Below are 14,796 nucleotides of genomic sequence, written 5' to 3'. Positions count from 1 at the left end.
GGGGATGTCCCGGTCATTGTTGAAATTCTGAAGGGGCGGCGTTGGTCGCCTCGAGCCTGTAGGCTCGGGGTGTCGATTCCACTGAGGAGAGCAACGCGATGAAAAGGAATATCACATTGCCGACGGCTGCGGCGAGCGGAGCTTTGGAAGAAGCGTTCGCCGACGTTCAGGAGAGCTTCGAGAGGCTCTGCCTTGCGGCCGGAATGGAGGCGCTGGGCGCGATGATGGAGGCGGACGTCGAAGCAGCCTGCGGCCCGCGCCACGGCCGGGTTGAAGAGCGCGAGGCGCACCGCTTGGGCTCGACGCGCGGCCGGATCGGGTTCACGGCGGCAAGGTCGCGGTCGAGCGTCCGCGGATCCGGACCCTCGATGGGCGGGAGATGGCACTGCCGAGCTGGGATCGCGCGATGTCGGAGGACTGGCTCGGCCGCTGGGCGATGAACCTGATGCTGATCAACGTCTCGACGCGGCGGTTCGGACGGGCGGTGCGACTTCCGGAAGGCGATGAGCCGGCGGGTCATGGCAGCGGCGTGTCGAAATCGGCTGTGTCGCGACGCTTCGTGGCCTTGTCGACGGAGAAGCTCGACGCCTTCATGAGCGCGGATCTGTCTGATCTCGACCTCCTGGTCATCCAGATCGACGGGCTGCATGTGAGCGATGATCTCGTGCTCGTCGCCGCGATCGGCATTGACGGCAAAGGCGGCAAGCATCCTCTCGCGCTGGTCGAGGGCGCGACCGAGAACGCCGCCACCGTTCAGGCGCTTCTGGACAATCTCGTAGAACGTGGGCTCGATCCGGCGGTAGCGCGGTTGTTCATCGTCGACGGCGCCAAGGCGCTGTCCAAGGCGATCCGCGCGACTTTCGGCAAGGACAGCCTGATCCAGCGCTGCCAGATTCACAAGGCGCGCAACATCATGGATAGGCTGCCCAAGCAGCTTCACGCCTCGACGCGCCGGGTGCTGCGCCAAGCCTGGGAGCTCGACGACGCCGGCAAGGCCGAAGCTCATCCGAAACCTCGCGCGTCGGCTCGACCAGGATCGGCCAGGCGTCGCGGCCAGCATCCTGGAAGGACTGGACGAGATCCTCACCGTCGTCCGGCCGAAGCTGCCCGTGCAGCTTCGCCGCTCGCTCGCCTGCACCAACATTGCCGAGAACATGATGGGCACGATCCGCCGCGTCACGCGCAACGTGAAGCGCTGGCGCAATAGCAAGATGGCCCTCAGATGGGTCGCAGCCGGCATGATCGAGGCCACCAAGGGCTTCCGCAAGCTCAAGGCTCACAAGCAGTTGCCGGTCCTGGGCGCTGCGCTGATCGCCCATCAGCAGCGCCTCGCCGCAAAGCCCGTTGCTCCGGCATCGAGGGCTGCCTAACATGATATCGCGCAACGTCGCTCAGCCGAAGTTCAACAAGCTTCGGGACATCCCCCAGATCAGCGAGGGGCTTAGCAGGAACCGACGTGCGACCCGGCTGTTCGGCCTAAACCGGAAGGCATACGTCAGATAAATGTGCTCGCAGCCAACGCAGACATCAAGTTTTGTTTAGGGCGCTTTTGAAAGTTGCGCTTGCGACGTTCTGCAAAACTGCGATTGTTTCGCCGAAATATATCCGCCATGTGGATAACGGAAGACATGCGTTTCAAAGGGCTTGACCTAAATCTCCTCGTTGTGCTCGACGCGCTGCTGGCGGAGCGCGGCCTCACGGCGGCGGCCCGCCGCATCAACCTCAGCCAGCCGGCCATGAGTGCGGCCGTCGCCCGGCTGCGCGATTATTTCGGCGATGAACTGTTTACGACAAGCGGCCGCGAACGTTTTCTGACCCCGCGTGCGACAGCACTTGCCCCCGCCGTCCGCGACGCTCTCCTGCACATCCATTGCTCGATTATCTCCTCGGATCCGTTTCACCCAGCTCAATCCGACCGCCGTTTCAGGATCATTCTTTCCGATTTCGCCACGCTCGTGTTTTTTGAGAAAGTCGTGGAGCGTGTTGCACGCGAAGCCCCCGCCGTCAGCTTCGAATTGCTACCTCTCGACGACAACCCCGACGAGCTTCTCCAGCGCGGTGACGTGGACTTTCTAATTCTTCCGGATTTCTTCATGTCGAGCCCCCATCCAAGCGTGGCGCTGTTCGATGAGACACTCGTATGCGTAGGCTGTCCCACCAACAAGCAGTTGCCACGGCAGCTTACATTCGAGAGATACATGTCGATGAGGCACGTCTCGGTCAGGTTCGGGCGTATGCTGAAGCCGGCTTTTGAGGAATGGTTTTTGCTTGAGCATGGTATTAAAAGACGTGTCGAGGTCGTCGTGCATGGCTTCAGCATGATCCCGCCGATGGTGTCCGGCACGGCCCGTATCGCGACCATGCCCTTGCGGCTGGTCAGGCATTTCAAAAAAACGTTCCCCTTGCGGATCGTCGAACTTCCGCTGCCGCTTCCCGCGTTCACCGAAGCCGTCCAATGGCCGGCTCACCACAGCAGCGATCCGGCAAGCATCTGGATGCGGGAGATCATGATGCAGGAGGCATCTCGGATGGCTGCTCCGCTGTGAAACCAAGGGAGGCTCCAGGCGCTCCTGGATTTACTCAGCGTCACGCCACCCACTCTCACGTCGTTGTCAGGAGTGAAGAGACGACGGACTCTGATCCGCGGGTCGGAGCGCCCCTTTCCTGAAGACCGTCGCGTCGCGAAAATTCGCCTCAAGCTTGTCCGACGGACCGAGCCCAGCAATCATAGAAGCCGCAGTGAGTTCCGGCCGGGCTACGGCGGAGGCTCCGATGATGAGGGACGTGAGTCGCTGCCAATTGCGTGAACCTCCGCGCTCGCGCTGCGCAGGCTTTTTGGAAAAGGGCGGATTCGACATGCTTAGCCAGTTGCAAGCCATTCTCCCCGCACAACCCCACCCCACTTCGCAGTAAATAGAAAATTTTTCTCTTTCGAGCTGGTCATAAGGCACAGGTCACGCGATAGAGCAGCGGGTGATCGGTGCGTCAGGTGTTTTGTCCATGCGAGATTTCGGAAAAGTGATAAAATGGTTTGTTTCGATCAACGGCATCCACGCTATGGATAGCTAAAGACATGCGTTTCAAAGGGCTTGACCTAAATCTCCTCGTTGTGCTCGACGCGCTGCTGGGGGAGCGCAATCTCTCGGCGGCGGCCCGCCGCATCAACCTCAGCCAGCCGGCCATGAGTGCGGCCGTCGCCCGGCTGCGCGATTATTTCGGCGATGAGCTGTTTACGACGAGCGGCCGCGAACGTTTTCTGACCCCGCGTGCGGCAGCACTTGCCCCCGCGGTTCGCGACGCTCTCCTGCAGATCCAGTGCTCGATTATTTCCTCGGATACGTTTCACCCAGCTCAATCCGACCGCCGTTTCAGGATCATTCTTTCCGATTTCGCCACGCTCGTGTTTTTTGAGAAAGTCGTTGAGCGTGTTGCGCGCGAAGCCCCCGGCGTCAGCTTCGAATTGCTGCCTGTCGACGACGGCCCCGATGAGCTTCTCCAGCGCGGTGACGTCGATTTTCTAATTCTTCCGGATTTGTTCACGTCGAGCGCGCACTCAAGCGTGGCACTGTTTGAGGAGAGGCTCGTGTGCGTAGGCTGTCGCACCAACAAGCAGTTGCCACGGCAGCTTACGTTCGAGAGATACATGTCGATGAGGCACGTCTCGGTCAGGTTCGGGCGTCTAATGAAGCCCTCCATCGAGGAATGGTTCTTGCTTGAACATGGCCTCAAGAGACGTGTCGAGGTCGCCGTGCAGGGCTTCAGCATGGTCCCGCCGATGGTGTCCGGCACGGCCCGTATCGCGACCATCCCCTCCCGGCTGGTCAGGCATTTCGAAAAATCGTTCCCCCTGCAGATCGTCGAACTTCCGCTGCCGCTTCCCGCATTCACCGAGACCCTCTGTTGGCCGTCACTCCACAACAGCGATCCGGCAAGCATCTGGATGCGGGAGATCATGATGCAGGAGGCATCTCGGATGGCTCCTCCGCTCTGAAACCACGGGAGGCTTCCAGGCGAACTTACATTTGGTACCCCTGCCACTCCTTAATCTGGCGTCAATAGCCGGCGCTGAATGAAGTCAATGCTGGCAGCAAGTGCGCCTGCAAGATCGTCCAGCGTGCGGACCACCTCGATCAGCTCGAACGAGAAGGGTCCCTCATAGCCGCCATCAAGCAGCGCCTGGATCTGGCTGCCATTGTCGGAACCTCCAAGGAAGCGATCCGGGTAAATCCAGAACGTCGGGTCATTCACACCTGAAATGTGCACCAGGCCGGTAAGCTCGGAGAACAAGAACGTCTCCCCGGCCAGGGTGTGGTGGAACGTGTCGTGCACGAGGCGGAACACTGACTGGCCGTCAACCGCGGCAATGGCCTCGGCCGCTTGCTTCTTTGATCGAAGCGAGCAGGTGCGAAAGCCCAGCGGCTCGATGAGACCTATCAGACCGCGCGGCTGGAGGATCGGCTTGAGCGCGTTTAGAGCGACGCGCAGACTGTCATGGCGCTCGCCATTGCACGCCCACGAGCCGTCGTTGACCGGTTCCAGCACGACCGTCTTGGCCCCGCACGCCGCCGCATAGTCGGCGAGCTTGATCGCCGCCGACTGACGCGTGGGAGTCCAGTCGTTGAAGCGCTGCAAGGCGTTGACCGAGATTATGGTTACGCCAGCTTCGGTGGCGGCAGACCGGACGTCCGCAGCAGGAATGGCGCATGCAACAGGATTGCTGAAATGAAGGTCACGGATTTGAACATCGGTTAGGCCCTGGTCACGCGCAAGCGCGAAAAATGCACTGACGTCAAGAGGGGGCGCTGCCATGTGGTTGACCGCAAAGCGGGGAGATACCTGGCGCATGGCTTGGCTTTCCTTTCAGAAGTGCGGCCGCCAGTTTGCCTGTCTGGCTTATGCCGCGCCCCCCAGCGCAGGCCGATGCACAAGCCTGATTGAAGCAAGCCAGTCAATCGAGCGTTCCTTGCATTTATGAAAGGAATTTGGGCTCCGTGATAGAATCACATCAATGTCAGATGTTTTCCGGGACATAGATGTCGAACGGCAGAAATGTCTGGCCCGGCATTTCCGCGGTGCCGGTCTTGATGCCTCGGTCTATGAGTAACATCAGCTCCTGGCAAAGCCGACGCAGTGGAGTGGCGACGGCCATGGTGACGATTTCATCTGCGAGCGCTGCCCGCGTCTCGGGCGTGATTTCATTCACGATCGCGACAAGATCCACACCTTTGCCCTCTTCGCGCAGCGCGGAGATAGCGCCCTCCATGCCTCCGCCGGCCATATAGAAGCCCACGAGCTCAGGTTCCCGCTGAATGAGATCCAGCATGGCTTCGTAAGTGATCTGCCGCTCTTCCAGGTTCACGAGCGTATCGAGCACTTCGAAGGTAGGTGCGTTCTCACGGAAATAGGAACGAAAGGCGACCTCCCGGAGCTCATGCCCCTGGAAACGGTGGCTGCCAACAAACACGGCCACCTTCCCAGGCCGTTTGGCGGCCTTGGAAAACATCCAAGCGGCCGTCCGCCCGACTTTGCGATTATTAAGACCGATGTAACCCTCGCGCACCCCGCAGGCGAAGTCAGAAAGCAGCGAGAACACCGGGATGCCTTTCGCCTTGAGCTCCTCGACCGCTGCCGTGATCTTCGGGTGGTCCGGCGCCACCATGGCGATCGCGTCGCAGCGGTTCCCAAGGCTCTTAAGGAGCGGGATCAGATCCCCGGGCAAATGTGACGGAGCAAATTCGATGAGCGGAATGCCGTGGAAGGATTGGGACAAACTTACCGAGGCCTCGACCTCGCGCGCGAACTCTTGGTAGAAATGCTGGGCCGGGTTTCTCAAGATGAAGCCCAGCCGGTAGCGCGGCAGGTGCCGCTTCAAGCGGTGCGTGATGAGACCGGCAGCATGATAGCCGATCGCGTGGGCTGCTTCGTGGACGCGCCGCGCAGTCTCCTCGCGCACAGGAAGGCGGGCGTTCAGAACCCGATCGACCGTTGCAACACTGACCCCGGCTTCGCGGGCAAGATCGACAATTGTGGGACGTTTGGCCATTATCAAATCTGAATGGTTATGAGCGGTGTGGCTCTATGATCGAGCAGCCTGGGCGGTGATCCCAGACTGCAAGTGAAGGGCTCGGCATGCCCGTGGTCGACATCATTATCGATGGACAGCACTGCGAGCGCGTATCAGCATACGATTCGGTTTGCTTAGGCCACTTATAATATGCACTCACCGCTTTTAACGCTCCTGATGGCATTTAGAGTCGGTTTGGAAAATCACGGATGGGCGTTTCTGCGTAGCATGATGCCGCCCATGGCGACGAGGATCATGGCCTGCGAGACATCGATGCGCTGCTCGTAATCGCGCACGAGGCGTCGCCACCGGATCATCCATCCGAACGTCCGTTCGACGACCCAGCGACGCGGTAGAACCTTGAAGCCTTTCTGGTCGTCGGAGCGGCGGATGATCTCGACGATGAAGTCGAGATAGCAGGCCTTATCCATCAGCTTGAGCCGGTCATAGGCCCCGTCGGCGAAGAGATGCTTGACCCACGGCCAGCGTTTGCGGATGCCGTCGAGTATCGCCTGCGCACCCGCGCTGTCGGAGATGTCAGCGGTGGTCAGGTTGACCATCAGGAGCCGTCCGTCCGTATCGACCGCAATATGGCGCTTGCGCCCGACGATCTTCTTACCCGCGTCGTAGCCTCGTGCTTTTGCATGGGGTGCCTTGATCGACTGACTATCAATCACACCAGCGCTGGGTGAAGGTTCGCGACCCTGCCGCTCGCGGTCGAGCATCAGTTCCACGTCGTGGATCGTCTGAAACAGGAAGCGCCGTGCCAACTCGCGGAACCAGCTATAGACCGTCTGCCACGGCCCAAAATGAATAGGCAACATCCGCCACCCACAGCCTGAGCGCACCAGATAGCGCACCGCGTTGATTACCTCCCGAAAATCCACCTCGCGGGGACGCCCACGCCGACCAGGAACCGGCATCAGTGGCGCGATCCGCTCCCATTCCTCATCTGTCAGATCACACGGATAACGCTTCGTCTTACGCGCGATCTTGGCAACACGGCCACGGCTCTGTTCGGTCCACATCCACGCTCTGAATCAGACTTCATGCGCAAACGAAACCCCTCAAATCCGATTTTCCAAACAGCCTCTTAGCGCCAAGCGCTTTTTCAGGCCAGCGAGGCGATCGTTAGATCTAGTCACGGGCCCGGCCACTTAGCAGGCGCGATGGGCGCACGATCGATCGGCCGGTTTAATGTCTCCGCAAGCTGATGACCGGAGAAGGCGGCTTCCAACTGCGCTTTATCCAATTCGCCCTCCCAGCGGGCGATGACGAGCGCTGCCACCGCGTTGCCGACCAAGTTCGTCAGCGCTCGGCACTCCGACATGAAGCGGTCGACGCCAAGGATAAGAGCGAGGCCAGCGACGGGGACACTGGGTACTACGGCGAGCGTAGCGGCAAGCGTGATGAAGCCCGCACCTGTTACGCCTGCAGAACCCTTTGAGGAAAGCATCGCAACGAGCAGCAGAAGCACCTGATCGACGATCGACAGATCCGTGTTCGTCGCTTGTGCTATGAAGAGGGCGGCCAGCGTCATATAAATATTGGTGCCGTCCAAATTGAATGAATATCCTGCCGGGATGACGAGACCCACGACAGAACGTTTGGCGCCAGCCCGCTCAATCTTCTCCATGAGCGAGGGGAGCGCGGCCTCCGAAGAGGACGTTGCCAGAACAAGCAGCAGCTCTTCCTTGATGTAGCGAATGAGAGAAAAGATGGAGAAGCCGTTGTAACGGCAGACCGCGCCGAGCACCCCGAACACGAATAGGAACGCGGTGAGATAGAACGTCGCGACCAGCAGGGCGAGGTTGACCATCGAACCGATTCCATATTTGCCGATGGTGAAGGCCATCGCGCCGAAAGCCCCGATCGGTGCGGCCTTCATCAGAATGCCGACCAGCTTGAACACCGGCGCGATGAGCGCCTGGAGCAGAGAAAGCACAGGCTTCCCCGTGTCTCCGCCCTTTGCCAGAGCGATGCCGAACAGAACCGAGAAGAACAGGACCTGCAGGATGTCGCCCTCCGCGAAGGCACCGACGACCGTTGACGGGATGATGTTCATCAGGAAGCCGATCACCGACTGCTGGTGCGCCTTTGCGGCATAGGTGCTCACCGCCTGGGCATCGAGCGACGCCGGATCGATGTTGAGGCCGGCGCCGGGCTGAACGACATTAGCAACTATGAGGCCGACGATCAGTGCCAGCGTCGAGAAGGTTAGGAAATAGAACATCGCCTTCCCGGCGACCCGGCCCAACTTCTGAAGATCGTTCATGCCGGCGATGCCGGTCGCAATTGTCAGGAAGATGACAGGCGCGATGACCATCTTGACGAGCTTGATGAATGCATCTCCGAGTGGCTTCACGCTTTCGCCGATCTCCGGATAGAAATAGCCAAGTGCGACGCCAAGCGCGATTGCGGCAAGCACCTGCACGTAAAGCCGCGCAAAATGGGGTTTATGAGGGCCTGCGTTCGCGCTGCGGATCTCTGGAGCTAACACTGTCTCTCTCCCTGACCGGGTCGGGGCGGGCGCTTCCTCCCTTCCCAGGCTTCTCCCACGCGGCGCCCCGGTCCAACGCTGCTGCCATCTCGGCCGCAAGTGCCGTGCCAAATGAAAACCTTCGCCAGACGCCCCTCAGGCTTGCGTTTTGCCAGCAGTTGGATGACCCCGCATTTTCCGTCTGGTTTGCGGCACCTGAGCGGAGCATTGCGTCGAAGATCGCCGAGCCACTTGTTTCCCGACGTGCTCTTCATAGCTCCCTGCGGCAGAAGACGGACGTTTCCGCCCTCATTGATTCCAGTCGCAGGCCATAAACCGAGTGGGGTGTCGCTCTCACTTGACCTCAAGTTGCAACCCTCACAGCATAAGTCAGGTTGGTTGGGTGTTTGTTCCGCCCCCTGCTACGGGCGTCAGATGATCGGCGCGAGGGTGGGGCCCGCTCAGCCCGCCAGACGAAGAAACTCGTCGAGTCAGGAGGGCTCAGACACGCCTACCAAACATTCCCACGCCACCGCCGCCGATCTCAAATGGAGGCTCTCCCCGTACGGCTCCATTTGATGGCACTCCAGCGGTTCTCCATACGGTCTACGTCAGGTCCGACAAGATCGGCATTACGCCGGCGTCAGCCAAGATGCACTTCGACAGTAGCGCCGCGCTTCAAAGCCGGGCGACGTTCCCAACCTGTGGCGCGACAATTCTGGGTTCTTCCGCATATTTGGTGCAGGTGCGTCGTTCCCTTGGTTCCCCCGTCTGTTTCTACGGTCGTTAGGCGGCTGCCAGCAGCCTGTTTCTCAGCAGCGGATACCCGGAGCGCCCATACATCTGGCGCTTGATGGTCTTGAGACGGTTGATCTGTCCCTCGACGGGACTGGTGCTCCAGGGCTGGGTGATTGCGGCCCGAACAGCCGCAATGTCACGGCCGATGCCTGCTGCAAGGGAAGCCAGTTCGCTGTCCGTGGCGTCCTCGATCAATTGCTCGAGGCCGGCATCATCGTCGCCGCGTATCAGTGCAGCGAAACGTCGAGCCAAGTCACCCGCCTTCAAGAGTTCCGGCGCGCAGTCACATGGTAGACTATGATTGGGTTGCACCATATTCCGTTGATGACGATGATTGGGTTGCACCGAGCTTTGCTGCTGCCGATTGGTGGCATCAGTCGATCCACCCCGACACTCACCTTGACCGCTACATCAGCCTAGACATGGCAGTAGGCCGAGACGTCGTGATCAACGATGCCACGGCCATCAACCTGCATGGCGGCTTCAAGTACACCAACGTGATGTGGAGCGCCTATGGCGGTTCGTTCGTCTATAGTGAGATACGCTTCCGCGACACTCGCGGTAAGTTCCAGGACGGCGAACTTGGCATCAGTTACGAACAGCGCTATCCGGGCGTTTTCCTTGGTGCGGAATCGATCACGAAATTCGGCAATTTGACGCTCTCGGGTCTGCTCCGCGGCGGCCTTACCATCGACGCAAACGATATTGACCATCACTGGACGGGCAAGCCTCGGCTGTTTGAAGATGCCTTCGGTGTCATCCCCTTTATCTCGGTCGGCGCCAAGGCCGATTTTCAAATGACCGAACGCGCCAGCCTCTTCCTAGCCGGCAATTTCGATAAGTACTTCCGCCAGAAAGGCGATACCACAATGTGGGGCGCCGAAAGCGCGATCTTCAAGGATGGCGCTGGCATGGAGTTCTATGCCTTCACCGTGTCGGCCGGCTTCAAGCTGACGTTTTGAGCGCAGTCATGTCTGGCGCCGAGCACGTAAGACGATGCGTGGAATAAGGACGCACAATGTATCTGCGCGCAATCCATTTCAATCGCAAACCTGCAAAATGAACAGCGTCGATCCGCTCGACTGGCTCTCGCAGACCTTGACCCGCATCGCTCAAGGCTGGCCGGCATCCGAGATCGAAATGCTCATGCCTTGGAACTTTAGGCCTGACGTTATCGGCTGACCGCTTACGCAAGGTGGCTACCGTCGCCCAGGTTCGTCCACCGCCTTGGCTGCCGGCGAATAGACTATTCTTTCGCGTGATTGTCTGGGCCCTGATTGCACGCTCGACGATATTGGAGTCGATTTCGATGCGACCGTCCATCAGAAAGCGTTCCAGCGCCTCCCGCCGGGTGAGCGCGTAGCGGATCGCCTCGGCGGTCTTGGATTTTCCGGAGACCTTGCCCAGTTCCGCTTCCCATAGATAGAAGAGGCTCGCGACAATGGCCACGGACTTTTCCTGACGCAGCGCGGCGCGGCTTCCGGCATCCTTGCCGCGAACCTCGTCCTCGAGCTTCCACAATTCGGTCATGGCGATGATCGTTACCGTCGCGGCCTGCGAGACCCCGCTGATGTGCAGGTCGTAGAATTTGCGCCGCAGGTGAGCCCAGCACCCGGCGAGCCGGATTGTTTCATTGCTGCCGGCTTTGGCCCGTGCCTTGACCAGGTTGGTATAGGCCGAGTAGCCATCCACTTGCAGGATACCGCTGAATCCGGCGAGGTGGCGCGCCACGCAATCCGCACCTCTGCTGTCTTCAAAACGATAGGCAACCATTGGCGGACTGGTTCCGCAATAGGGTCGGTCATCCCGTGCGTAGGCCCACAACCAGGCTTTCGTGGTTTTCCCGGAACCAGGGGCAAGGGTGGGCAAGGTCGTCTCATCGGCGAAGACCCTTTCGCCCTCCTTGATGCGCTCCAGTATGTAATCAGCAAGCATCTGCAGCTCGAAGCCCAGATGCCCCATCCATTGCGCCATCAACGACCGGCTGATCTCGACGCCGTCGCGCAGATAGATCGCCTCCTGCCGATAAAGCGGGAGGCCGTCGGCGTATTTGGAGACGGCGATATAGGCGAGCAGCCGCTCCGTCGGCAGGCCGCTTTCGATGATGTGCGCCGGCGCCAGAGCCTGGACCACGCCGTCACGGCCCCGGAAGGCGTATTTGGGACGGCGCGTGACGATGACCTGGAACTTCGGCGGCACGACGTCCAGCCGCTCGGATCGATCCTCGCCGATCAGAACCTTTTCAAGCCCCTCGCAGTCGCCCGGGATTTCCGGCTCGACGACCTCCTCGATGCGTTCGAGGTGGGCAGCAAAGCCCTTGCGCGGACGCGGGGCGCGCTTCGGCTTGTTCCCGACCGCGCGGTCGAGTTCGCTCCGGATTTCCGAAAGGCCGGTCTCGACCTCTTCGAAGGCAAAGGAGGCCTGCTCGTCGTCGATGGCCAGGCGTAGCCGCTCGGAACGCGTGCCATGTTGCGTGCGCTGTAAAACTTTCAGGATTGACGTGAGATTGGCGATCCGCTCGCTGGCGCTTTTCTCGACAGCTTTCAGCCGGGCGACCTCCGCCTCAGATGCTGCGATCCGAGCGTCGGCGACTGCGATCCGGGCCTCGCTTGCAGCCTGCTCGCGAGCCATGGAAAGGATCATCGCCTTCAGCGCATCAACGTCGTCGGGAAGGGCAAGACCCGGTAGAACCATGGCAAGCAACAGAGCACAAAAACAGCCGCTTTCCCAACCGTTCCAGCCGCATGATTCATCTTGCCGCAGGCCGGTTTCAGCCCGTCGATAACGGCCGCCTGACCCTGGCCGGACGAATCTTTTTCCAGTCCAGTCCGGCCAGAAGCGCCATCAACTGGGCGTGGTCGAGACGCATGCGCGCGGCCGATATCCCCGGCCAGCAGAAGCTGTGATCTTCCAGAGTCTTCGAATAAAGACAAACCCCGCTGCCGTCCCACCACACGATGCGAACCCGGTCCGCACGCTTCGAACGGAATACGTGAAGTGCCCCCGAGAATGGGTCCAGGCCGCCATCCCTGACCAGCGCCATCAAAGATGCCGCGCCCTTGCGGAAGTCGACCGGCTGGCACGACACGTAAACCACCACACCGGAAGCGATCATGCCTTACGAACCGCGCGGATGATCCTCGCCAGGCGATCGGGATCGACATCGCCGCCGGCGCGCACCACTGCGTCGCCAATGACGATTTCCACCGTGTCGCTGCCCACCGCTTCAAAGCGCGTGAACTTCGCCGGCTTGCTCGCTCCCTCCGTCAGTGGCGCAACCATGCCCGACGAAAGCGCCTTGCGGCGCCACGCATAGAGCTGCGAGGGGTCCAGCCCCTCGGAACGCGCAACCGCCGACACATTACCCCCTGGCGAGAACGCTTCGGCGACAAGCCGTGCCTTCTCTTCGTCCGACCGATGGCGCGGCTTGCGTCGGGACGGCACAGGCTCCGCCGTCAAAATCTCGAATGTTCGATGATGGCTCATACTGTCGCTCATAGGATTCTCCGCATGATTCATGCTGAAAATGAGCGATCAACCGCCTGCACGCTACGTGGGGATGCCTACGCGCTTACGCTGGACCGGCTTCGTCGTGAAGAACTCCTATGCCGCCAGCTAGGAATTCCATCGCAGCGGACGATGATAGGAGCATGGCGTGGCCCGCGCAGTCATGATGTCCATCTGCTCGTCCCTCAATCCGAATATATGTTGCGTCGTCCGAGGCCACGCTTTTTCCGGCGGCGCGAAGCGCGTGATGCGTGTCCAAAACCTGACAGCGGCAGAAAACATGTCGGGTTCAATACAACCGGCCATCTTGGCCACTTGGAGGTTTTTCAAAGCGCAATCATGGGCTTATTGCGCGCTGAGCGTGCTGGCACGGCCTTTGCGAATTGAGATGCGGCAACACTGAGTGAAGGCTGACTGCATGCAGACGAACAAGACGAGCGATGCTCTCCTTTCCCGTGTTGCCCCGCCTGAGGGAAACAAGCTCGCGCATAAAGCGCGCAACCTTTCGCAATAGCTTTGGAGAGCAACATGATATTGCAGATGGGGTCCCCGGCTCCTTCGATCAAAGTGGAGGACTGGCCGCGTGGCCAGCCCCTCACGAACTTCCAGCCCGGCAAAGTGTACATCGTCGAATTTTGGGCGACTTGGTGCGGACCATGCGTGGCGGCGATGCCCCACCTGGTGCAGCTGCAGGAGAAATACAAGGACAGCGGACTTGAGGTCGTCGGCGTCGCGGCTGATGAAGACGCTCCAACGGCCGAAGAGGCCCGCACCAAGTTGGACGCGTGGTTGACCGAAAAGTGCTCGAATCTGAACTATCGGATCGCGTTCGACCACACAGGCGAAATGAACAAGCTTTGGATGGAACCCAGCTTGTCCGTCGGGATTCCGGCCTCGTTCGTGGTCGACCGAGACGGCCACATCGCCTTTATCGGCGACCCGGCGGACCTCGAGGACGTTTTGCCGAAGGTTCTTAACGGCAGCTGGCGCAGCAGCGATGAAGCGAAAGCCGCCGATACACGGCGAGTCGCTAGTAACCAACGCACAGCACGCGAACTATCGCTGACCATGCCGATATACGCCAAACTTCGGCCGGCGATGGAGGCCGAGGATTGGATGGCGGCACTCACGGCCATCGAAGAAGGCCTCGCCTTAATGCCAGATGATAGCGGGTTCCGGGAAACTCATGCGAATCTACTGCTTCACAAGCGGCGCGACATGCGGGCCGGCTTGCCAGCCATGCGCCAATTAGTCGAGGACGCGATCGACAAAAAATTCGAGGCCGTGTCTTGGATGGTCATGGCCCTGAACCAACTCTTCGATCCGGAAATGGACAACTCCCATCTCCCCCGTGCTGAGCGCTTTGCGATGGGCGACAAGCTCTCGGAACAGATCCTGACACTGAATCCCCCACAAGGCGACGGACCCCTTAAATTCCGTTGGTACCTCCCGGTCGCTCAGTATTATTACGAGAGCGGCAACAAGGATCGCGCGATGGAGTTGATCGAGGTGGCATTGAAATCTCTGGGTGATCCGGAGACAATGCCGGACCACTTCAAACAGTACTACCTTAGCCCATTGCTCCAAGCCCTGGCCAACTACACGGGTGAGCACGCCTGTTACGCGGATCTTTGCGTGGTTCCGCAAAACAAGACTTCCGAAACTCAAACCGCAGTCGCCTCATGAGCAAAGATCGCAAAGGGATGACAATTGGAATTGAACCCTGGCCAATTCGTCCAGTTTCTGCGGCGGGCCCGCGGTAAGTATGTCCATTGCAGCACAGGGCGCATCGCTTGCCGCAGGTTGGAGTTCAAAACTTGCGATGCCCTCCGGCTGCATCGCGGGAGACGGGATACTCGACGCGATTCTGGCCGCGGTGGAAGACCCCGCAGTCGAGGACCTCTTCAAGATCGGCCAGCGGGACATAAATTGCGTGGAATCGGCCGCC

10 protein-coding genes and 4 pseudogenes are annotated in these 14,796 nt (G+C 60.1%); 6 read left to right on the top strand and 8 right to left on the bottom strand.

The genetic code is table 11. The annotated features are described in order from the left end of the window. Nucleotides 1-98: 98 nt before the first annotated feature. From LHFGNBLO_RS02255 to LHFGNBLO_RS02245, 3 genes and pseudogenes are all read left to right on the top strand, one after another. Nucleotides 99-1,370: pseudogene (locus LHFGNBLO_RS02255) on the top strand (IS256 family transposase). 258 nt (nt 1,371-1,628) lie between these two features. After that, nucleotides 1,629-2,546: a LysR family transcriptional regulator gene (locus LHFGNBLO_RS02250; protein ID WP_258599899.1), complete on the top strand. Its 918-nt coding sequence runs from the start codon at nt 1,629-1,631 to the stop codon at nt 2,544-2,546. A gap of 527 nt (nt 2,547-3,073) precedes the next feature. Next, nucleotides 3,074-3,991, top strand: a complete 918-nt coding sequence (locus LHFGNBLO_RS02245; protein ID WP_258599897.1) for a LysR family transcriptional regulator — start codon at nt 3,074-3,076, stop codon at nt 3,989-3,991. A 50-nt stretch (nt 3,992-4,041) separates the two neighbouring features. On the opposite strand, the gene LHFGNBLO_RS02240 is transcribed toward LHFGNBLO_RS02245, so the two are convergent. From LHFGNBLO_RS02240 to LHFGNBLO_RS02220, 5 genes and pseudogenes are all read right to left on the bottom strand, one after another. Further along, nucleotides 4,042-4,845, bottom strand: a complete 804-nt coding sequence (locus LHFGNBLO_RS02240; RefSeq protein WP_183455299.1) for a TIM barrel protein — start codon at nt 4,843-4,845, stop codon at nt 4,042-4,044. A gap of 166 nt (nt 4,846-5,011) precedes the next feature. Further along, a complete protein-coding gene (locus LHFGNBLO_RS02235) occupies nt 5,012-6,043 on the bottom strand; it encodes a LacI family DNA-binding transcriptional regulator (RefSeq protein WP_258599895.1) in 1,032 nt (343 codons plus the stop codon). A 224-nt stretch (nt 6,044-6,267) separates the two neighbouring features. After that, nucleotides 6,268-7,092, bottom strand: a complete 825-nt coding sequence (locus tag LHFGNBLO_RS02230) for an IS5 family transposase (protein WP_258599892.1) — start codon at nt 7,090-7,092, stop codon at nt 6,268-6,270. Nucleotides 7,093-7,205: 113 nt separating this feature from the next. Beyond that, nucleotides 7,206-8,564 (bottom strand): dicarboxylate/amino acid:cation symporter, encoded by a 1,359-nt coding sequence (locus tag LHFGNBLO_RS02225; protein WP_258581065.1) that lies wholly within the window; start codon nt 8,562-8,564, stop codon nt 7,206-7,208. Nucleotides 8,565-9,329: 765 nt separating this feature from the next. Continuing rightward, nucleotides 9,330-9,509: pseudogene (locus LHFGNBLO_RS02220) on the bottom strand (ISL3 family transposase); the annotation flags it as partial. 119 nt (nt 9,510-9,628) lie between these two features. Between LHFGNBLO_RS02220 and LHFGNBLO_RS02215 the strand changes: the two are divergent. Both LHFGNBLO_RS02215 and LHFGNBLO_RS02210 read left to right on the top strand, forming a co-directional pair. Further along, on the top strand, nt 9,629-10,303 hold the full coding sequence (locus LHFGNBLO_RS02215; protein ID WP_258599890.1) for an omptin family outer membrane protease: 675 nt from the start codon (nt 9,629-9,631) through the stop codon (nt 10,301-10,303). 85 nt (nt 10,304-10,388) lie between these two features. Beyond that, nucleotides 10,389-10,523 (top strand): annotated as a pseudogene (locus LHFGNBLO_RS02210) (transposase domain-containing protein); the annotation flags it as partial. On the opposite strand, the pseudogene tnpC reads toward LHFGNBLO_RS02210, so the two are convergent. The 3 genes and pseudogenes from tnpC to LHFGNBLO_RS02195 form a co-directional block, all read right to left on the bottom strand. Beyond that, nucleotides 10,512-12,035: pseudogene (gene tnpC, locus LHFGNBLO_RS02205) on the bottom strand (IS66 family transposase); the annotation flags it as partial. The pseudogenes LHFGNBLO_RS02210 and tnpC overlap by 12 nt on opposite strands. Before the next feature lie 76 nt (nt 12,036-12,111). Then, nucleotides 12,112-12,456: an IS66 family insertion sequence element accessory protein TnpB gene (gene tnpB, locus LHFGNBLO_RS02200; protein ID WP_183445374.1), complete on the bottom strand. Its 345-nt coding sequence runs from the start codon at nt 12,454-12,456 to the stop codon at nt 12,112-12,114. Next, entirely contained in the window at nt 12,453-12,839 is a 387-nt protein-coding gene (locus LHFGNBLO_RS02195; RefSeq protein WP_183445375.1) for a transposase, read from the bottom strand. Before LHFGNBLO_RS02195 ends, tnpB begins: the two co-directional genes overlap by 4 nt. Nucleotides 12,840-13,376: 537 nt before the next feature. Here LHFGNBLO_RS02195 and LHFGNBLO_RS02190 point away from each other — a divergent pair. After that, the gene (locus LHFGNBLO_RS02190) at nt 13,377-14,534 is read left to right on the top strand and encodes a TlpA disulfide reductase family protein (protein ID WP_258599888.1); all 1,158 of its coding nucleotides are present in this window, start codon (nt 13,377-13,379) and stop codon (nt 14,532-14,534) included. The last annotated feature ends 262 nt before the right edge of the window (nt 14,535-14,796 follow it).

This window comes from Mesorhizobium sp. AR10, from assembly GCF_024746795.1.
Lineage (GTDB): Bacteria > Pseudomonadota > Alphaproteobacteria > Rhizobiales > Rhizobiaceae > Mesorhizobium.
Note: the sequence above shows the minus strand (reverse complement) of the source record. Positions and strands in the feature narration are given on the sequence as shown.